The organism is Streptomyces sp. NBC_01622, assembly GCF_045209635.1.
In the GTDB taxonomy this organism is placed as follows: domain Bacteria; phylum Actinomycetota; class Actinomycetes; order Streptomycetales; family Streptomycetaceae; genus Streptomyces.
The window spans coordinates 9,547,561-9,566,882 of the sequence record NZ_CP109293.1 but is presented as its reverse complement, the minus strand read 5'-3'; the positions used below and the strand labels follow the sequence as shown (position 1 = coordinate 9,566,882).

The 19,322-nt window shown below is 70.1% G+C and carries 22 protein-coding genes; 17 read left to right on the top strand and 5 right to left on the bottom strand.

Annotation, left to right across the window (positions count from 1 at the left end; all coding sequences use genetic code 11):
* Positions 1-5 precede the first annotated feature (5 nt).
* Complete coding sequence (locus tag OH768_RS44410; protein ID WP_406465691.1) at positions 6-2,234, bottom strand: LuxR C-terminal-related transcriptional regulator; 2,229 nt, start codon at positions 2,232-2,234, stop codon at positions 6-8.
* A gap of 118 nt (positions 2,235-2,352) precedes the next feature.
* On the opposite strand from OH768_RS44410, the gene OH768_RS44405 reads away from it, so the two are divergent.
* Both OH768_RS44405 and OH768_RS44400 read left to right on the top strand, forming a co-directional pair.
* On the top strand, positions 2,353-3,039 hold the full coding sequence (locus tag OH768_RS44405) for an esterase/lipase family protein (protein WP_406462358.1): 687 nt from the start codon (positions 2,353-2,355) through the stop codon (positions 3,037-3,039).
* Between the two features lie 105 nt (positions 3,040-3,144).
* Entirely contained in the window at positions 3,145-3,831 is a 687-nt protein-coding gene (locus OH768_RS44400; protein WP_406462357.1) for a class I SAM-dependent methyltransferase, read from the top strand.
* Here the strand turns inward: OH768_RS44400 and OH768_RS44395 are convergent, their stop codons facing one another.
* Together OH768_RS44395 and OH768_RS44390 are read right to left on the bottom strand one after the other, a co-directional pair.
* Positions 3,832-4,206, bottom strand: a complete 375-nt coding sequence (locus tag OH768_RS44395; RefSeq protein ID WP_406462355.1) for a fic family toxin-antitoxin system, toxin component — start codon at positions 4,204-4,206, stop codon at positions 3,832-3,834.
* Positions 4,207-4,210: 4 nt separating this feature from the next.
* Positions 4,211-4,450: a hypothetical protein gene (locus tag OH768_RS44390; RefSeq protein WP_043668432.1), complete on the bottom strand. Its 240-nt coding sequence runs from the start codon at positions 4,448-4,450 to the stop codon at positions 4,211-4,213.
* Positions 4,451-4,659: 209 nt separating this feature from the next.
* Between OH768_RS44390 and OH768_RS44385 the strand changes: the two genes are divergently transcribed.
* The 8 genes from OH768_RS44385 (at position 4,660) to OH768_RS44350 (ending at position 13,171) form a co-directional block, all read left to right on the top strand.
* Positions 4,660-5,508 carry an ABC transporter ATP-binding protein gene (locus OH768_RS44385; RefSeq protein WP_406462354.1) on the top strand — a complete coding sequence of 283 codons (849 nt, stop codon included), beginning with the start codon at positions 4,660-4,662 and terminating at the stop codon, positions 5,506-5,508.
* A 4-nt stretch (positions 5,509-5,512) separates the two neighbouring features.
* Positions 5,513-8,083 carry an ABC transporter permease gene (locus tag OH768_RS44380; protein WP_406462351.1) on the top strand — a complete coding sequence of 857 codons (2,571 nt, stop codon included), beginning with the start codon at positions 5,513-5,515 and terminating at the stop codon, positions 8,081-8,083.
* Positions 8,084-8,130: 47 nt separating this feature from the next.
* Positions 8,131-9,042 (top strand): LLM class F420-dependent oxidoreductase, encoded by a 912-nt coding sequence (locus OH768_RS44375; RefSeq protein WP_406462349.1) that lies wholly within the window; start codon positions 8,131-8,133, stop codon positions 9,040-9,042.
* Positions 9,035-9,460 carry a GNAT family N-acetyltransferase gene (locus OH768_RS44370; RefSeq protein ID WP_406462347.1) on the top strand — a complete coding sequence of 142 codons (426 nt, stop codon included), beginning with the start codon at positions 9,035-9,037 and terminating at the stop codon, positions 9,458-9,460. The genes OH768_RS44375 and OH768_RS44370 overlap by 8 nt, the downstream gene beginning before the upstream one ends.
* A 150-nt stretch (positions 9,461-9,610) precedes the next feature.
* Positions 9,611-10,963 (top strand): hemolysin family protein, encoded by a 1,353-nt coding sequence (locus OH768_RS44365; protein WP_406462346.1) that lies wholly within the window; start codon positions 9,611-9,613, stop codon positions 10,961-10,963.
* Positions 10,960-11,973 carry a hemolysin family protein gene (locus tag OH768_RS44360; RefSeq protein ID WP_406462345.1) on the top strand — a complete coding sequence of 338 codons (1,014 nt, stop codon included), beginning with the start codon at positions 10,960-10,962 and terminating at the stop codon, positions 11,971-11,973. Before OH768_RS44365 ends, OH768_RS44360 begins: the two co-directional genes overlap by 4 nt.
* Positions 11,974-12,040: 67 nt before the next feature.
* On the top strand, positions 12,041-12,823 hold the full coding sequence (locus OH768_RS44355) for an SGNH/GDSL hydrolase family protein (RefSeq protein WP_406462343.1): 783 nt from the start codon (positions 12,041-12,043) through the stop codon (positions 12,821-12,823).
* 6 nt (positions 12,824-12,829) lie between these two features.
* The gene (locus OH768_RS44350; RefSeq protein WP_406462341.1) at positions 12,830-13,171 is read left to right on the top strand and encodes a DUF4326 domain-containing protein; all 342 of its coding nucleotides are present in this window, start codon (positions 12,830-12,832) and stop codon (positions 13,169-13,171) included.
* 150 nt (positions 13,172-13,321) lie between these two features.
* Here the strand turns inward: OH768_RS44350 and xerC are convergent, their stop codons facing one another.
* A complete protein-coding gene (gene xerC, locus OH768_RS44345; protein ID WP_406462340.1) occupies positions 13,322-14,512 on the bottom strand; it encodes a tyrosine recombinase XerC in 1,191 nt (396 codons plus the stop codon).
* Positions 14,513-14,535: 23 nt separating this feature from the next.
* Complete coding sequence (locus OH768_RS44340; RefSeq protein WP_406462338.1) at positions 14,536-15,144, bottom strand: helix-turn-helix domain-containing protein; 609 nt, start codon at positions 15,142-15,144, stop codon at positions 14,536-14,538.
* A 165-nt stretch (positions 15,145-15,309) separates the two neighbouring features.
* Here OH768_RS44340 and OH768_RS44335 point away from each other — a divergent pair, with 165 nt between their 5' ends.
* The 7 genes from OH768_RS44335 to OH768_RS44305 all read left to right on the top strand — a co-directional run bounded on the left by OH768_RS44335 (position 15,310) and on the right by OH768_RS44305 (position 19,006).
* Positions 15,310-15,555, top strand: coding sequence for a helix-turn-helix transcriptional regulator (locus OH768_RS44335; protein WP_406462337.1), 246 nt, complete (start codon positions 15,310-15,312; stop codon positions 15,553-15,555).
* Entirely contained in the window at positions 15,555-15,758 is a 204-nt protein-coding gene (locus OH768_RS44330) for a helix-turn-helix transcriptional regulator (protein WP_406462336.1), read from the top strand. The genes OH768_RS44335 and OH768_RS44330 overlap by 1 nt, the downstream gene beginning before the upstream one ends.
* 123 nt (positions 15,759-15,881) lie before the next feature.
* Positions 15,882-16,166 (top strand): hypothetical protein, encoded by a 285-nt coding sequence (locus tag OH768_RS44325; protein WP_406462335.1) that lies wholly within the window; start codon positions 15,882-15,884, stop codon positions 16,164-16,166.
* Entirely contained in the window at positions 16,163-16,891 is a 729-nt protein-coding gene (locus OH768_RS44320) for a hypothetical protein (RefSeq protein ID WP_406462334.1), read from the top strand. Before OH768_RS44325 ends, OH768_RS44320 begins: the two co-directional genes overlap by 4 nt.
* Positions 16,892-17,040: 149 nt before the next feature.
* Positions 17,041-17,298, top strand: coding sequence for a hypothetical protein (locus OH768_RS44315; protein WP_406462333.1), 258 nt, complete (start codon positions 17,041-17,043; stop codon positions 17,296-17,298).
* Positions 17,295-17,714, top strand: a complete 420-nt coding sequence (locus OH768_RS44310) for a DUF2742 domain-containing protein (RefSeq protein ID WP_406462332.1) — start codon at positions 17,295-17,297, stop codon at positions 17,712-17,714. The genes OH768_RS44315 and OH768_RS44310 overlap by 4 nt, the downstream gene beginning before the upstream one ends.
* A 122-nt stretch (positions 17,715-17,836) precedes the next feature.
* Positions 17,837-19,006 carry an AAA family ATPase gene (locus OH768_RS44305; RefSeq protein ID WP_406462330.1) on the top strand — a complete coding sequence of 390 codons (1,170 nt, stop codon included), beginning with the start codon at positions 17,837-17,839 and terminating at the stop codon, positions 19,004-19,006.
* Positions 19,007-19,322 lie beyond the last annotated feature (316 nt).

The window sequence follows — 19,322 nt, the reverse complement described above, 5'->3', positions numbered from 1 at the left end:
GGGCTTCAGGACGCCTCCCCTTCCGCCAGCAGCCGTACCAGTTCGATCCGGGAGCGGATGCCCAACCGGCTGAAGACACCGCGCAGATGATGGTCGATGGTGCGGGGGCTGAGGGCGAGGCGGACGGCGATCTCGCGGTTGGTGGCGCCGTCGGCGGCCATGCGGGCGACCATCAGTTGCTGGGCCGTCAGGCGAGCGGCAGGTGTAGGGAGGGCGGTCGCGCCCACGGGTGTGCCGAGGGCGCGGAGTTCGGCTCGTGCCTGGGCCGCGCAGTGCGGGGCGCCGAAGGACTCGAAGGCCTCCAGTGAGGTGTGCAGGCGGTCGCGGGCCTCGGTGCGGCGGCGCAGTCGGCGCAGGGCGCCGCCGAACAGCAGCTCGGTGCGGGCCCGTTCGAAGTCGCGGGTGCCGCGCGCGTGCAGGTCGAGGGCGGTGCGGTAGTGCTCCACGGCTTCGTCGCCGGGGGCGAGCAGGGCCCGGCAGCGGGCGCTGAGGGCGAGGTCGTCGGGGCTGCGCACGGCACGGGCCCAGCGGTCGTAGTCGGCGTGCGCGGCGCGGGCGATACGGGTGTCGCCGCTGCGGGCGGCGGCCTCGACGTAGTGCGGGGTGGCCAGGTGGCGGATCGCGCGGTGGCCGTGGCCCGGGCCGAATCCGGCGAGCGCGCGCAGCCGGGCCGCGGCGGCGGCGAAGCGTCCGCTGCACAAGTCGAGGTAGGCGAGCGCCCATTGGGCGAGCGCGGCGGCCAGTCCCAGGCCGTGGCCGAGGGCGTACGAGCGGGCGGCGGCGGCGCGTTCCCGGCACAGGTCCGCGTCGCCGGTGAGCGCCGCGAACATCGCGAGGGCCGCTTGGAGATGGCAGGCGCCGTTGTCCTGACCGGTGGCGTGGGCCTGCCACAGGGCGTCCGCCGCTGCCGTCTCGGCGGCTCGCGAGTGCCCGGTCCAGAACTCGGCGTACGCCCGGAACTCCATCGCCTGCGCCACGATCACCGTCGCGCCGCGCGCCCGGGCCGAGGCCGCCGCCCGCACGGTGGCGGTGGTGGCGCGGGTGTGGTCGCCGAGCATCAGGGCGGCGATGCCGGCGTGGACGAGGAGGGTGGGGTCGCCGCCGGGGCCGCATCTTCCGGCGGCGGCCTTCAGCAGGTCCCGCGCGTCCTCGTACCGCCCCTCGAAGGCGGCGGCCAGTCCCCCGAGCGTCCCGTGCGGCACGATCCCGAGCCGGGAGGCGACGGCTGCCGCCTCCCGGCAGCGTCTCAGGTCCCCGGTGTAGACGGCGGCCTCGGTGGCCCGGGCGAGGAGGTGAACCGCGTGATCCGGGGCGGGAGTCCGGGGCGTCTCCCTCAGGTGGGCCCCCGCCACCGACTCCTCGGCCCCCCGTCGCGCCACCGCGACCAGCAACGCGTCGAACGCCTCCGCCGCGTTGCCGGACCGCAGCGCGAACACCCCGTTCAGCGCGTCGCTGTCCGTCGCGGCGGCGAGTCTTCGGGCCCGGTCGCCCTCGCCGGACTGCCAGGCGTCACCGGCGGCGCGGTCGAGGAGGCGGGAGTGTTCGCGGGGGTCGCGGGAGAGGGCGGCGGCGCGTTCCACCAGGGCGCAGGCGAGGGCGTGTTCACCCGTCGCCCGTGCCTTCCCCGCCGCCGTCCGGAGTTCCGCGGTGAGCCGCACACTGGGGCCGAGCGCGCCCGCGCCCCGGTGCCAGGAGCGGCGAGGCGTCTCGCCCTCGGCGCGCAACACCCGCGCCAGCAGCCGGTGGACGTCCCGCCGGTCCGCCGGGGACCCGGTCTCGTACGCGGCGATCCTCGTCCAGGCGTCACGGAACACGATGCCGCCGGCTGTCGCCTGCGCGACCCCTGCGGTCTCGGCGGCTTCCAGGGGCCGGGTGTCGAGCCGGCCCGCCGCGACGGCGCGCAGGAAGGCGTGGGTGGGGACCGGGTACTGGTCGGCGGCGGCGAGCAGCAGGAGCAGGCGTGTGGCGTCGGGCAAGGCTCGGATCTCCCGGCGGTGGCGGCTGAGCAACTCCGGCGCCAGGGACGCCGGTTCGGTGGGAAGGGGGTCGAGTCCCGCGGCCTGGCGTGGGGTCAGGCGCGAGCGGAGTTCGGCGGCGGCGCGGGGGTCGCCGTAGGCCGCGCGGAGCAGTCGGATGCGGACGCCCTCGGGGAGCGCGGGATCGGGCGTTCGCCACACGTCGGTGCGCGACGGTGGCCAAGTGCGGTCCAGAGGTGGGGGGTTCACTGGTGTCACCACACAACTGACGTTACTGGCGAGTTAATTCACACGTAAAGACCGGCGATTTCGCCGATGCGGCGCGCGTAGACCCCCGCTGACACTCCTGACAACCCCACCCGTATCAGGAGGCATCATGCAGCGCCACAAGCGTCGCATCGCCACGGCCCTGTCGGCCGTGACCACCTCGCTCCTTCTGTCACTCTCCCTGGCCTCGACGCCCGCCCACGCGGCGAGCCACGATCCCATCGTCTTCGTGCACGGCCTGAGCGGTTCGGCGAGCGGCTGGGACGACTGGGTCGCGGACTTCGAGGCCGACGGCTACTCCTCGTCCGAGCTGTTCGCGTGGTCGTACGACTGGACGCAGTCGAACGTCACGACCGCCTCGCAGCTGGCCACCGAGGTCAAGAGCGTGCTCGCGCAGACCGGGGCGTCGAAGGTCGACATCGTCGGTCACTCCATGGGGACGCTCAGCTCCCGCTACTTCCTCAAGAACCTGGGCGGCACGTCGTACGTGGACCACTTCGTGTCCGTCGCCGGGGTCAACCACGGCACCTCCATCGCCTCGCTGTGCGGCTGGCTGTACACGTCCTGCAAGGAGATGCAGACCGGGAGTTCCTTCCTCACCGCGCTCAACTCCGATGACGAGACGCCCGGCAGTGTGTCGTACGCGGCCTACTGGTCGGACTGCGACGAGGCGATCAACCCGGACACCTCGGCCGAACTGAGCGGCGCGACCAATGTCGACGTCGGGTGCATCTCGCACACGAACATGAACAACGACCACGGCGTCTACGAGCAGGTCCGGGACTTCATCTCCTGACCCGGCCCCGGTCCTTCCCCGGCGGCAGCGGGGGTGGTCAAGGGCGGCAGGGGGGACAATCCCGGTAGGGACCGGTTCCGGTCCGGTCCTGCCCGGGAGGTCGCCATGCCGCTACGGTCCGCAGGCTCCGGCACTCTGCCGCGGGACGCCGTCCACCACCCACTGTTCGCCCGCTACTACGCCCGTCTCAGTGTGCGCGCCGAGTCACGGTTCGGCCTGGCCGGAATGCGGGACCGGCTGCTCGCCGGGCTCTCCGGGCGGGTGATCGAGATCGGCGCCGGGAACGGGCTGAACTTCGCGCACTACCCGAGCGCCGTCTCGGAGGTGGTCGCGATCGAGCCCGAGCGGACTCTGCGGCAGCTTGCCGTGGAGTCCGCTCGCCGCTCCGAGGTGCCCGTCGACGTGGTGCCGGGCGCGGCGGAGAAGCTGCCCGTCAAGAGCGAGGCCTTCGACGCGGTCGTGCTCTCGCTGGTGCTGTGCAGCGTGCGCGATGTGCCGCGGGCGCTCGCGGAGGCACGGCGGGTGCTGCGGCCCGGCGGAGTCGTGCGGTTCTTCGAGCACGGCCGGGGCGGCGGACCGGCGATGACGTTCACCCAGCGCGCCCTGGACCGCACGCTGTGGCCGCCGCTGAACGGAGGCTGCCATCTGGCCCGCGAGCCGGTCGCCGCGCTGCGCGAGGCGGGGTTCGAACTCGGGCCGTACCGGCGGGTGTTGATCCCGGAGAAGGGGCCCGCGCTGCCGACGTCGTACTGCGTCCTGGGTACGGCCTGGCGCCCGGTCGCGGACGGGTGATCACAGGCTCCACCGGCGCAGTTCGTGGGCGATGTCGTCGACCGACGCCTCGCCGCTCTTCACCAACCGGGCCAGATCGCGGACCTGTTCGGGCGAGGTGATGACCTTCAGGCCGCTGGCGACGAGGTACGCGTAGGCGACGGCCGAGGCGAAGAGGGCGTTGGAGCGCTCCAACGCGGGGACGTGGATGAGGAGTTGGAGTAACGCGGCGGCGCGCGCGTGCGGGCTGTCGTAGACGGGGACGTCGAATATGTCGGCCTGGTGGCGGGCTACGGCGGCGACGAGCGCGCCCCAGTCGGTGACCTGGGGGTCTCCGGGTGTCTTCTGTTCGGCGAGCATCAGCAGCCAGGCGAGGTCGATCCTGAGGTTGTTCAAGGGATCAGCGGCGACCTTCGCGGGTGCTCTCCCCGTCGGCGCCGAACTCGTCGGCGAAGACGGACTCGTACTGCTTCATGAAGTCGGCGGCGGCCTCGACGAAGGTGTGGCCGACCTCTCCGGTGTCCTGTCTGACCAGCTCTTCTATGTAGCGGTTGACGCTCATTCCACGGGCCAGGGCACGCTCACGCGCCGCGCGGGCGGTGCCCTCGTCCACGCGTACGTTCAGCTGGGTCTTCGCCATACCTAGACGCTAGCGCCGAATTGCTAGCAGAGGCAAGGGCTCGTCCGGTGGGTGGAGAGTGCCCCTTACACCGGTATCGGGGGCCCGACCTGGGGCGGAGACCGCCTCGGCCGCACGGGGGATATCGGGTGTGCGCCGCGTCACACTAGGCTCGGCCGGGAGTACGGAGCCGGGCACGTCCACGAGCGAGGGAACTCCAGGAGGCCGTCTTGTCCACACCTGCAGCGGAGCACGCCCCGGGCCAGGCCTCGGCCGGCCGGATCGCGGCCCGCGCCCGCGGTCTGACCAAGGCGTACGGCTCGGGCGAGACGACCGTGCTCGCCCTGGACGCGGTGGACGTGGACATCGCGCGCGGCCGTTTCACCGCCGTCATGGGGCCTTCGGGCTCCGGGAAGTCCACGCTGATGCACTGCCTGGCGGGGCTCGACACCGTCTCGGCCGGGCAGGTGTGGCTCGGCGACACCGAGATAACGGGCCTGAAGGACCGCGAGCTGACCCGGCTGCGCCGCGACCGGATCGGGTTCATGTTCCAGTCGTTCAACCTCATCCCGACCCTCAACGCGGCCGAGAACATCACCCTGCCCATGGACATCGCCGGCCAGAAGCCGGACCAGAAGTGGCTGGACCAGGTCATCGACACGCTGGGGCTGCGGGACCGCCTCAAGCACCGGCCGTCCCAGTTGTCCGGCGGCCAGCAGCAGCGGGTGGCCTGCGCGCGGGCGCTCGCCTCCCGGCCCGAGCTGATCTTCGCGGACGAGCCGACCGGCAACCTCGACTCACGGGCCGGTCTTGAGGTGCTCGGCTTCCTGCGTGACGCGGTGGACAGCCTGGGGCAGAGCGTGGTCATGGTCACCCATGACCCGGGCGCCGCCGCCCACTCCGACCTGGTGCTCTTCCTCGCGGACGGGCGGATCGTGGATGAGATGGAGCGGCCCACGGCGGAGGGCGTGCTGGAGCGCATGCGCCTCTTTTCTGGGGGAGACCCCCAGACCCCCGGCTTCGACCTGGCCAGGGGGCAGCTCGACGGGCCGCTGCCACAGACCGAGGACAAGGACTGAACCCGTGCTGAAGGCGACCCTCCGGAGCTTCCTCGCGCACAAGGGAAGGCTGCTGCTCTCGGCGCTGGCCGTCGTGCTGTCGGTGGCGTTCGTGGCCGGCAGTCTGATCTTCTCCGACACGGTGACCCGTACCTTCGACCGCCTCTTCGCCTCCACGTCCGCCGATGTGACCGTGGAGCCGAAGCAGGACCTCAAGTCCTCGGTGCCCACCGGCGCGACCGAGACCGTGCCCGCCGCGCTGGCCGGGCAGGTGGCGAAGGTGGCCGGGGTCGCCGCGACGCACGCCGACGTGTCCGTGCAGAACATCGTGGTCGTCGACGGCAAGGACAAGTCGGTCGGGCCGACCACGGGCGCGCCCACCATCGCCACCGACTGGTACCTCACCGACCGCAGCCCGGTGAAACTGACCTCGGGACACGCCCCGCAGGGCGCCGGCCAGGCCCTCCTGGACGCGGACACCGCAGACAACAAGCACGTCAAGATCGGCGACACGCTGACCGTGCAGGCGCAGCCCGGCAGCTTCAAGGTCGAGATCGTCGGCATCGCCACCTTCACCACCACCAACCCCGGTGCCGCGCTGGTCTTCCTCGACCCCGCCACCGCGAAGTCCCAACTCCTCGGCGCGTCCGACCGTGCCACCAGCATCTCGGTGGACGCGGCCAAGGGTGTGTCCGACGCCGTGCTCAAGCAGCGGGTGGCCGCCGCGATCGGTTCGTCCGGCTCCTACGACATCAAGACCGCCGACGAGCAGGCCAAGTCGGCCGCTGCCGACCTGGGCGGCTTCCTCGACGTCATCAAGTACGTGATGTTGGGCTTCGCCGGTATCGCTGTCCTGGTCGGTGTGTTCCTGATCGTCAACACGTTCTCGATGCTGATCGCCCAACGCACCCGCGAACTGGGCCTGTTGCGCGCCCTCGGCGCCGACCGCAAGCAGGTGCGGCGCTCGGTGCTCACCGAGGCGCTGCTGCTCGGCCTGGTCGGTTCGACGCTCGGTCTGGCGGCCGGTATCGGACTCGCGGCCGGGCTGATCAAACTCATGACCGCGTTCGGCATGAACCTCAAGACCACGGAGATGGTGGTGAGTTGGCCGACTCCCGTGGCAGCGTACGTCGTCGGCGTCGGCGTCACCTTCGTCGCCGCGTATCTCCCGGCCCGGCGGGCCGCGACGGTCTCGCCGATGGCGGCCCTCGCGGACGCCGAAGTCGCCGGTGTGGGGCGGCCGTTGAGGGTGCGGGCCGTAGTGGGTTCGATCGTCGGCGCGATCGGCGTGGCCGCGCTCGCGGGCTGCGCGGCCGCGACGAAGACCACCTCGGCCGCCTCGCTCCTGGGGCTCGGGATCGTACTGACCCTGATCGCGACCGTGATCGCGGGCCCGCTCCTGGTGCGCCCGATGATCCGGGTGCTGGGCGGTGCCTTCCCCGCCCTGTTCGGCTCGGTCGGCCGGATGAGCCAGCGCAACGCCCTGCGCAACCCGCGCCGTACGGGCGCCACCGCGGCGGCCCTGATGGTGGGCCTGGCCCTGGTCGGCGGGATGTCGGTGGCGAGCGCCTCCATGTCCAAGTCCTTCGACCAGCAGATCGACAAGACCCTGGGCTCCGACTTCGTGATCCAGAACGGCAGCTTCGTGCCGTTCTCCAAGGAGGTCACGGACCATGTGCGCGCCACCGACGGCGTCGGCCTCGTCGTACGCGCCCGCTTCGCGCCGCTCGCGGTCCGGCTGCCGGACGGCAAGCGGGTGGAGACGACGGCCGCCGGTTACGACACCCCGCTCGACGACGTCGCCCACATCAAGTACGCCCAGGGGAACACGACTTCGGCGCTCGCGGCCGGACACCTCGCCATGGACGTCGACTTCGCGAAGGACCACGACGTACGGCTGGGCAGCGTGCTCCCCGTCGAGTTCCCGGGCGGACGCACCACACAGCTGACGGTGGGCGCGCTCAGCGACCAGGACTCGGCGGACGGGTTCGGGACGCAGGGCGGGCTGTTCTTCGGGATCGCCACGGCCGAGAAGTACGTACCGAACGGCCAGGACTCCGCGCTGTATGTGAACGCCGCCTCCGGCACCGGCGCCGACCAGCTCCGCAAGGCACTGGACACGACGCTGAAGCCCTATCCGCAGGTGCAGGTCCGCGACGAGGCCGACTACAAGAAGCTGGTCCACGACCAGATCGCCGTACTGCTGTATCTCGTCTACGCGTTGCTCGGGCTGGCCATCGTCATCGCGGTGCTCGGCGTGGTCAACACCCTTGCCCTGTCGGTCGTCGAGCGCACCCGCGAGATCGGCCTGCTGCGCGCGATCGGCCTCGGACGGCGTCAGCTCCGGCGGATGATCCGGCTGGAGTCGGTGGTCATCGCGGTGTTCGGCGCGGTGCTGGGGCTAGGTCTCGGCCTGGTGTGGGGCGTCTGCGCACAGCAAGTCCTGGCGCTCCAGGGCATGAAGGCGCTCGCGGTCCCCTGGACCACGATCGTCGCGGTCGTCATCGGCTCGGCGGTGGTCGGCATCGTGGCGGCACTGCTGCCGGCGCTGCGCGCGTCGCGTATGAACGTGCTGGCGGCGATCGCGCACGAGTGACGGAATCGCGACGGTCGTTCTGAAGTCCCCGCTGCTAAGGAGAGTTCATGCCGCGCCCGTTCCGCTTCGGGGCCAGTCTGCTCACGTCCGCGCCCGCCGGCGAGTGGCGCGCGAGATGCCGACGCGTCGAGGAACTCGGCTACGACGTGATCCTGGTCCCCGACCATCTGGGCATGGTCGCGCCGTTCCCGGCGCTGGTCGCGGCGGCGGACGCCACCGAGCGGCCACGGGTGGGCACGTTCGTGCTCAACGCGGGCTTCTGGAACCCGACTCTGCTGGCCCGCGAGGTCGCGACAACCAACGACCTGACCGGCGGTCGCCTCGAACTCGGCCTTGGCACCGGCTACATCCAGGCGGAGCACGACACGGCGGGGCTGCCCTTCGGTTCGCCGGGCGAACGCGTGGATCATCTCCGGCGTACGGTCGAGGAGTTGGATCGACTACTGGGCACCCCGGAGTGCCGGGTACCGCTGCTCCTGGGCGGCAACGGCGACCGCGTGCTGCGTCTGACCGCCGAGCACGCGGACATCGCGGCGTTCACGGGTGCGCGGCTGGTGCCGGGCGACACGGAGGGCAAGCTGGCGCCGGTCGACTCCACCGAGTTCGCTCAACGGGTCGCCCGCTACCGGGAGTTCGCGGCCGGGCGGGCGGAACCCGCCGAACTCAACCTGCTGATCCAGATGGTGGCGGTGACGGACGACCCCGCGGGCGCGCTCGGTCCGCTGCTGGAGCGTCGGCCGGACCTCACCCTGGAGCAGGTGCTGGACCTCCCCGTGATGCTGGTCGGCACCCTGGACCACATCACCTCGAAGCTGCGCGCGCTGCGCGACCGGTACGGGTTCTCCTATCTCACCGTGCTGGAGCCGCTCCTGGAGGCATTCGCGCCGGTCGTCGAGGAACTTCGCCGAAATCCGCTCGCCGCACCCGCCGGCCCTCTGCTTGGCTCCTCCCATGAGTGATCTTCATATCCGCAGCGCGGCCCGTACCGACATCGACGCCGTGCTGGCGTTCTGGCGCGAGGCCGCCGAAGGGACGAGCATCAGCGACGACCGCGACGGCGTGGCCCGGCTCATCGACCGGGACCCGGACGCGCTGATCCTCGCGGAGCGCGACGGGCGGCTCGTCGGGTCCGTGATCGCCGGCTTCGACGGCTGGCGCTGTCACCTCTACCGGCTGGCCGTGCACCCGGAGCAGCGCCGCCGGGGCATCGGCTCGGCGCTGCTCACGGCGGCCGAGGAGCGGTTCGTGGCGCTCGGCGGGCGGCGCGGGGACGCGATGGTGCTGGAACGCAACGAGACCGGGCAGCATGCGTGGCGCGCGGCGGGGTATGCACGCGAGGACCACTGGCGGCGCTGGGTGAAGCACCTCACCACCTGAACGCTTTGCCCATCCTTTACCATTGGCGGACGACCCGGAACTTCTGCATCTCCTCGAAAGGTGTGAGCGTCCGCCCATGGGCGAGCCTCCCAGTACGCGACATCGCGCGAACCTCCCTGCCCTGTCCGATCATGGGACGGAGGTGACCCGATGACCGAAGTGCTTCTGCTGCTGGTGGCGATCCTGCTCTCGCTCCTCTGCGGCGCCTTCGTCGCGGCCGAGTTCTCGCTGACCACCGTGGAGCGCGGCGAACTGGAGCGCGCGGTTGAGCGCGGCGAGCGGGGCGCCTCCGGTGCCCTGAAGGCCGTACGGAATCTGACCTTCCAGCTCTCCGGTGCCCAGCTCGGCATCACGGTCACCAACCTGGTCGTCGGCATGCTCTCCGAGCCGTCGATCGCCGCACTCATCGCGGGCCCCCTGGAGTCGCTGGGCATCTCGCACTCCGCGTCGAAGTCCGTCGCGCTGGTGCTGGGCACGGCACTGTCGACGGTGTTCCTGATGGTCGTCGGCGAGCTGGTGCCGAAGAACTGGGCGATCTCCTCGCCGCTGGCCGTGGCCAAACGGGTGGGCAACGCGCAGCGCTGGTTCAGTGCCGCGTTCCGTCCGTTCATCAGCCATCTGAACAACACCGCCAACCACGTGGTGCGGGCCTTCGGCCTGGAGCCGGCCGAGGAGCTGGCCTCCGCGCGGGGGCCGCAGGAGCTGGCCGCGCTGGCCCGGCACTCCGCCAAGCAGGGCGCCCTGGAGCCGGACACCGCCGAACTGTTCGTCCGGACCCTGAACCTCGCCGACCTCACCGCGGAGAACGTGATGACGCCCCGCGTCCAGGTCGTCGCCCTCGACACCCAGGCGACCTGCGAGGACGTGGCCAACGCGACCCGGGCGACCGGGCTGTCCCGCTTCCCGGTCTACCGCGGCAGCCTCGACGACGTCGTCGGCACCGTGCACATCAAGGACGTCCTGGCGGTACCGGCGGACCAGCGGTCCCGTTTCCCCCTCTCCGACGTGTTGCGCGAACCCCTCCTCGTCCCGGAATCCCTCACCGTGGACCGCCTCCTGGACCGGCTGTCCGGCAAGCGCACGATGGCCGTCGTCATCGACGAGTACGGCGGTACGGCGGGGGTCGCGACCCTGGAGGACATCGTCGAGGAGGTCGTAGGAGAAGTGCGGGACGAGCACGACCCGCACGAGACGCCCGACCTGGCCCCGGCCGGGACGGACGACGAGGGCCGCGCGCTGTACTCGGCGGACGGCGCCGCCCGGATGGACCAGCTCGCGCGCGTCGGGCTGCGGGCGCCCGAGGGGCCGTACGAGACGCTGGCCGGTCTGGTCGCCACCGAGCTGGGGCGGATTTCGGAGGTCGGTGACACCGTCGAGGTCGCCGGGTGGCGGATCGACGTGGTGGACGCGTCGGGGCGGCGGGCCGCGCGGCTGCTACTGCACGCGCCGCTCGACACATCGGGTCCTGACTCCGATTCCGACTCCGCGAAGGGGGAGCTGTGACCGCCGTACAACTGCTGATCGGGTTGGCGACGCTGGTCGTCAACGCCTTCTTCGTGGGCGCCGAGTTCGCGTTGATCTCGGTGCGCCGCAGCCAGATCGAGCCGCACGCCGAGCAGGGCGACCGGCGCGCGAAGAGCGTGCTGTGGGGTCTGGAGCAGGTGTCCGTGCTGCTGGCCGCGGCCCAGCTCGGCATCACGCTGTGCACGCTGGTGCTCGGCATCGTCGCCGAGCCGGCGATCGCGCATCTGCTGGAACCGGTGTTCCGCGCGGTCGGCGTCCCGGAGAGCGCGGGCCATGCGGTGTCCTTCGTGATCGCGCTGGCCTTGGCGACCTATCTGCACATGCTGCTCGGCGAGATGGTGCCGAAGAACATCGCCCTGGTCGAGCCGGTGCGCAGCGCGCTGCTGCTGGGACCGCCGCTGGTGGCCCTCTCCCGAGCTCTGCGGCCGGTGATCTTCACGATCAACGCGTTCGCCAACACGCTGCTCAAGCTGCTGCGCGTCGAGGTCAAGGGCGAGGTCACGGCGACCTTCTCGGACACCGAACTCGCCCGGATCGTCCGGGACTCCGGCGAGGCGGGCCTCATCGACGAGCGCGCCAGGGAGCGGCTGAACGACGCCCTGGAGCTCGGCAGCAGGCCGGTCCGGGACGTCGTACTCCCCCTCGAACGCGTCGACTACGTGGTCGCCGGCATCACACCGGCCGAGCTGGAGGTGCTGTCGGCCGAGTCCGGCTTCTCCCGCTTCCCGGTGGTGGACGGCGAGCGCCGGATCATCGGCTACCTCCACGTCAAGGACGCGTTCGACGCCTCGCCGCGCGACGAGCCGTTCAAGGTGGAGGACATGCGCTCCATCGCGAACATCCGGGAGAGCACGCCCATGGACGACGTCCTCACCGCGATGCGCAGCGGCCGTACGCACCTCGCGGCGGTGCTCGACGAGGAGGGCCGGCTGACCGGTCTTGTCACCATGGAGGACGTGCTGCGGGAGTTGTTCGGGCAGCGAGCGTAGGCACGGCGAGCATCGGTGGAGGGTCACCGACCGGCGGGTATGGACGCGGGATATCATCTTCGTCGCCATGCAGACGAATCCCACGCACACCAGCCTGGTCGCGATCGGCGACTCCTTCACCGAGGGCATGTCGGACCGGCTCCCGGACGGCACCTACCGGGGCTGGGCCGACCTCCTCGCCGGACGGATGGCCGCCCGGAAGCCCGGCTTCCGCTACGCCAACCTCGCCGTGCGCGGCAAACTGATCGCGCAGATCGTCGACGAGCAGGTCGGCCCGGCGGCAGCCATGCAGCCCGACGTGATCACGCTGGTGGGCGGCCTGAACGACACCCTGCGCCCCAAGTGCGACATGGGCAGGGTGCGCGCCCTGATGGAGGAGGCCGTCGAACGCCTCACGCCCGCCTGCAAGCACCTGGTGCTGATGCGCAGCCCCGGCCGCCAGGGCCCGGTCTTGGAGCGCTTCCGCCCGCGCATGGAGGAGCTCTTCGCCTGCGTCGACGACCTCGCCGCCCGGCACGGCGCCCTCGTCGTGGACCTGTACGGCGCCCCCTCACTCGCCGACCCGCGCGCGTGGGACGTCGACCGCCTCCACCTCACGGATGAGGGCCACCGCCGGGTCGCCGAGGCCGCGTGGCAGACCCTCGGCTACGAGGCCGAGGACCCGGAGTGGCGTACGCCGATGCCGCCGACCCCGCCCCCGAACTGGACCGCCCGCCGAGTCGCCGACGTCCGCTTCACCCGCCAGTACCTGCTCCCCTGGATAGGCCGCCGCCTCACCGGCCGCTCCTCCGGCGACGGCCTCTCCCCCAAGCGCCCCGACCTCCTCCCCTACGAGGGCCCGGCGGCGTAACTCCCCATGACCACGCGGGTGATCAACGTCAGGGGCCGCATCCACGACTTCGGCCCCCGCCTGGAACTCGCCCCCGAGGACCTCGTCTACGTAGGCCGCCGCTGGACCCTCGGCGGCTGGGACCTCCCCCGGCACCCGCTCTACAACCCCTTCGCCTACGACACCCCCACGCGCCTTCGGGACGGCACGCGCGCGGAGGTGATGGCGAAGTACCGGGCGTATCTGCTGGAGCGCCCCGACCTGCTGGCCCTGGTGCCGGAGCTGCGCGGACTGACGCTGGCCTGCTGGTGCGCGCCGCTGCCGTGCCATGCGGGGGTGCTGGCCGGGCTGGCCGACTCGGGACGGTGACGGAGGTCTCGTAGCTTCCGACGAAGGGGACTGTGGCGCTGGCCTGCACGAATCGCCAGTAGAATCCGTACACTGTTCTACTTCGTTCAGTATCTATGCTGGTCAAGCGCTGTTTTCCACGGTATCAGGGAGATCGTTTCTCACAATCTCTCACGTGGCGGCCTTTGGATCACCACCATGGAACGCATCCCACGCGGCAGCTGCGGCCCGCATGTCCTCGGCCTCGACGTGGACATACTTGCGCTTGGTGAAGCTCGCCGACGAGTGACCGGCCCACGCGGCGAGGACAACGTCCGGGACGCCGTTCACGGCGAGGTACGACAAGCAGCTGTGCCGGGCGTCGTACAGCCGGACTTGGCGCAGGCCGAGCCGGCGCATCGTCCGGTAAGCGTGCTCCCGCAGCTGCCGCGTGTTCAGCGCCATCCCCAGCTCGTCGACGACCACGTATCCGGTGTCGGTGTACGCCTCGCCTGCGGCCAGCTTCTCCCGCGCCTGCCGTGCGCTGAACCGCTTCAGGGACTCCAGCGCCTTCGACGGCAACGGCAGGATCCGCTCGCCGGACGCCGTCTTGGTGTCCTTCTCCAGGATCCGGACGTTGCCGATCATCGTCCGCGTGTTCGTGATGTCCAGCGTGCCGAGCCGCACGTCGACGTCCATCCAGCGCTGCCCGCACACCTCGGCCGGCCGCAGCCCCATCAGGCTGAGCAGCATCGGCGCGTACAGGCGGTCGCCCTCGATGCCCGCGATGAACAGCTGCACCTCGGCCACGGTCCACGGCTTGGGTCGTTCCCGCTCCCGCTTGTCGAGCTTCTTGTCGACGAGCGCGACCCGCACGGACTGCGCGGGGTTGACCGCGATCAGCTTGCGGACCACGGCCCGGTTCAGGGCCTCCCGCAACCGGATCAGGATCCCGTCGACCGTCGACACCGCCAGACGGCTACCGGGCTCGCCGCCCTTGCGCCGGCCGGTGGCAACGAGCTCGTCGACGAACTCGCGCACCTGGTCCTCGCCGAGTTCCTGCAGTCGGATGTACCCGAGCTTGTCGTAGACGTGCACGAGGGCAAGCCGGTACGTGCGGATCGTCGTCTCCTCGACGTCCCGCTGCTTGTACTCTAGCCACTGGTCCAGCCACTCCCCCACGGTGATCTTGTTGGGGGCGATCAGAGTGCCGGCGGCCCGCTGAGACTGGATGCGGGCGCGTTCGGCGAGGACTTCTCTCTTCGTGTCCTTGGTGATCGTGAGTTGGATCCGCTTGCCGTTCTCATCGCGGCCAGCGTCGACCACTGTGCGGTACCGCACAGTGCCGCTGCTGAGGACCACTTTCTTCACGTTGTCCGACATGGCCTCCGGCGCCCCCTCCCCTGCTAGTTGTCGAGTTCAAGCTCGATCTGAGCGATCTCGTTTTCCAGCTGCCGTAGCTGCAACTTGGCGGCCTTGAGTCGGCGGCTTGCAGCCTCTTTGTCGCCATCCAGTACCGCGTTCACCAGGATGTCCACTGCGTTGGTCGTAGCCTTTGCCGCCCGATTCGCACTGTGCCGTGCCGCGCGCCTGCGCTCGGGCGGGTGCGTGAGTGACTCGTACGCCTCTCGCTGAGTCCAGTACTCGGAGTCCTTCGCGTCCTCGTCGTCATCTTCGTCGGGCATGCCGACGATCTCTGTTGGACTGACGCCGTAGTCGTTGGCTGGCGAGCGCCCTTCAGCCCAAAGCCACGCGGTCCGAGAGGAGACGCTCCTGTTCGGAGTGAGGTTGACCTGGCCGTAGTCCCACCTGGCCGGAAGGAGCAGCGCGTTCGGCGACACATTGAGGGCCAGCGCGAACGCGACGAGGTCGTCGACGTCGACGCGCCGATCCCCTTTTTCGATCCGCGTAATGCCGCTTGCCGGGACCGGTTGCCCCAACTCTTCCATGGCAGCGGAGAGCTTGAGGGTGGACTGCCCGCGCGCCTTACGCAGTTCGAGCAGGTTCTCGGCCACGCGTCGACTGGTGGGACCCCACGAGTCTGCTCGCCGTGGGCGCGGGTTCTCGATGCTTCGATCCTCTGTCACAACGACAGCATCTCACTGCCGTTGTTGCATATCTACCGACACTCTCGTACTGTTCAGAACGACAGAGAACCTCTGACAGAACGGCAGAGTTCTATGCGTAAACTCGCCCTGACCTCGGCCGGTATGCCGCAGGATGCGGGCAGTCCCGATGACTGGCTTACGCCCGCCGAGGTTGGCCATATCACGCGCCTCACCACAAGCACCTTGAAGGACAAGCGGTGGCGGGGCACCGGCCCGAAGTTCACCAAGCTGTCCCCGGGGCGCGGCGGACGTATCCGCTATCGGCGCGCGGACGTCGATGCATGGATCAACGGCGAGCGGTCCGAGGCAGTTGCCTGATGGGCGCCGTACCGACCCTCGATGAGATCCGCACATGGCCCGCCACCGTCGGGGTACCGGAGGCCGCCCGCGCCATCGGCGTATCCAAGAGCTATCTGTACGACCTCGTGAAGCGAGGAGAGGCGCCGGTCTCGGTGCTCAGCTTCGGCGCCCGCCACCGCGTCGTCACCGCTTCCCTTGTCCGCCTTTTGGAAGGCGCATGAGACGCCCGGCCGTCGGCGATAGACGCGCCAACGGCCGGGCTCTACGCCCCCATCAAACGACGGAGCCCCCGGCTAACCGCCTGCCAGCGACCGAGGGCCCATCTCTCACCTGAGGAGAACGTCTTGACCAGAATGCCAGACGTTGCGGGCGCTATGCCCACCGTCCCCGTCGTCGAACTCACCCGGCACTCGGCCGCGATCCTCGCCGAGGGCGCAGACGACGCGCTCGTTGTCGAGGGCGGCCAGCTCACCGAACTCGGCCGCGCCTTCAAAGAGAGCTTCGCGCACGACCTGACCGTCGCGGCCAACCGGATGCCGAACCCCGAGGCCACGATGCGGCAGATCATCGCGGTCCTGCCGGAGCTGTGGGCGAAGGCCGCCGCCAAGCAGGCGGGAGCGGGCGCGTGACCCTCTCCGTCCACATCCTGTTCGCCGAGCGCCTCGTCGCCAAGCACGACGACCGGCTGATCAACGAAGGTCCCGACGAGCAGATCCCGAACGTGATCGCCGCCCTCGACCGCGTCAGCGCCGTGAAGACGCTCGCCCCGTTCCCGGCCGGGAACATCGTCGACCTCGCCGGGTTCGGCGAGGCGCCCATCGTGTACGTCACGGAGGACGAGAGCTACCTGCTCCTCTCGGATATCGCCGAAGCCCTCGGCTGGCCGCTTTACAAGGCCCACGAGTGGGTGCGGCAGCAGCACCTGTACGCGATAGAGGACCAGCGCGACCACGACGAGGAACGCGGCGACGGCCGGTTCGGCTGGGAATGCCTCACCGACTACATCGACCTGGGGCTGGACCTTTTCGAACCCGACCCCGAACACCCCGAGCGGGACGCACACGGCACCCGTCGTATCAAGAGCGCCGGGGACTGGCTGGTCAGTACGGACCGGCTACCCGCGCTGCTGTGCAGCTCCCCGTGGGGCAAGGAGTTCCTCGACAACGTCGGCGACCACATGGGCCTGATGTTCCAGAAGGTGTTCGGCGACAAGCTGAAGAACAGTCCCACCGTCCACGCTGATGGCACCCCCAGCGAACGCACGGCCTGGGACATGTTCTCCAGCGACCTCACCGAGGATGAGGCGCTCCGCAAGGCCCGCCGCGGCCCCGCCCTCGACGAGGGCTCCGGGTGACCTCCGGCCCGGTCGCCGTACGCTCTGCCGCCCTTGAGCAAGTCGGCAGGTTCGGCGGCCGGGCCAGAAACCCGCACCTCACAGACCGTTTCGCGAAGCCGAGAGATCCAAAACCCGCACCGGCTCCGCTCGCGACGCAAGGAAACGCCGTGAAGAACGACCAGCCGACGGCCGCCGCCGACGGTACCTCTGCGGGAAACATGGCCAGCCACACAGCGACGGGCGAGAGCCCCGTCACCACTCTCGCCGAAGCCCGCGCGCCCTGGAACCAACTCCGGGAAGCCCTACGGACAATCCTCGGCGACCAGCCTTCACCACACCTTGTACGGACCACGGCCCGCCGGATCTCCGCCGAGGTTCAGATGACAGCGGACTCCGTCCTCCAGGAGCGGGAGGCGCGGCCATGACCGTCACCTCCCGATACGACGACCCGATAGCCCTTTGGGCGTCTCACCGCGTGACTGCTCTGCTCGATGGCCACGATGCGCCGCCGCCCCGCTACGGCACCCGCGAGTGGCACCTCCTTGCGGAGAACGACCCGCGCAAGGCCGCCGCGCTTATCGAAGCCGCCGAATGGTGGCGTAAGTACGGGGATGAGGTCGGCCTGTTGGCCTGGTTCAGGGACGTCTCCAGGTCGCGCGGGCCGGTCGCCAACCGGATGACGATCGCCGAGCTGGACAGGCTTGCCAAGCCCAAGCCAACCAACCCAGTGCAGGCCTCCCAGGGGTGGCCGCCGGTCGCGATTCCGGGCAGGCCTGGCTGGTATCGGCACCTCGTCAACGGTCAGCAGGTTGACTGGCCGCGCGCGGAGATGGTCGCGTGACCGACACCTTCGACCTCGCCACGAACCTCATGGGCGCCATGCCTGGCAGGTGTGATCGGCACGACCAGACGCTTCCCTGCCAGCACATTCAGTGCCAAGCCGCCGCCGAGGCCGTGTCTGCCATGGCAGACATCGGGGTTCCTGCGTGGTCGTCGGACGACGGAACGCAGGAGGCGGAAGAGAAGGTTCCCCGGTCGCTGCTGCTGCGGCCTGCCTCCGGTATCAGGATCCGTCCGGTCCGCTGGTTGTGGGACACCACTCCCGCCGACGCGCCACCTACCAGCCACGGCCGGATCCCGCTGCACTCCCTCGTGCTCGCGGCCGGCGGCCCGGGGCTGGGGAAGTCGCAGTTCGCCGTCTGGATGACCGCCCGCATCACCACGGGCACACTGCCCGGCGAGCTGTACGGGAAGCCGCGCCCGGTGATCTATGCCGCAGCCGAGGACTCGTGGGCCTTCACTATCGCGCCCCGCCTGCTCGCCGCCGGAGCCGACATGGACATGGTGTTCCACGTCTCCGTGCAGGACGAGGAACGGCTCTACGCCCGGCTCACCCTCCCGGTCGACACGTCTCTGTTGGCGAAGGAAGCCGAGCGGTACAGCGTCGCGCTGCTCGTCATGGACCCGCTTCTCTCGTACATCGACAAGGGCGTCAACGACTACCGCGCCGCCGAAGTCCGGCAGGCACTTGAGCCCCTCGTCGAGGCGGCCGACCGGCACCGCTTCACAATCCTGGGGCTGGCCCACTTCACCAAGTCCGGTACGGCTGACCCCCTTGCACGGGTCGCAGGATCTGGCGCCTTCGGCCAGCTCATCCGCAGCCTGATCGCGTTCGCCAAGGAAGAGGGCGAGCGCGACGAGCCCGACCGGTTCGTGATGTCGCTGGAGAAGAACAACCTCGGTCGGCTTGGGCTCCCCTCGTACGAGTACATGATCCAGCCCGTCACGATCGACACCGACGAAGGGCCGTCCCACGTCTCCCGGTTCGTCCTCGGCGGGGAGACGACGACCAGCGTCCGCGAGGTCATGCGGGACGAGTCCATGCCCGACACCAACCGCGGCGAGACGAACGAAACCGTCGTATGGCTGCGCGCCTACCTCACGGATCAGGGAGGCTCCGACCTCGCCGCCGACGTCAAGACCGCGGCCAAGAAGGACGGCATCAGCGAGTCGAGTCTTCAACGGGCCCGGAAGAAGCTCGGGGTGTCGATGCATCAGTCCGGATTCGGCAAGGACCGGCGCTCCACGTGGAGCTTGCCGGAAGCCGTCGCCGAAGACGGGGACGAGTCGTGAACGCCTGCCTCACTACACCCACGACACACATGGCACGAATGACAGACATGGCCGTGACCTGCGCCGATGTCATACGGGTCAGGTGACAGACATGGCACGCATGGTGACACGCATGGACGGCCATTCATGCCATTCGTGTCACCCCTTGTCACCCATAAATGTCACCTCAAAACCGCAGGTCATCCCCATCTTTGCCATGTATGTCATTCATTCCCCTTTACGTACAGGGCGACCGACATCCCACCCCGAACCCTGACCGCAGACTTCCGGCCGTCAACTGGCGGCCGGATCTGTCTCCGTCACCCCGACGGACGCA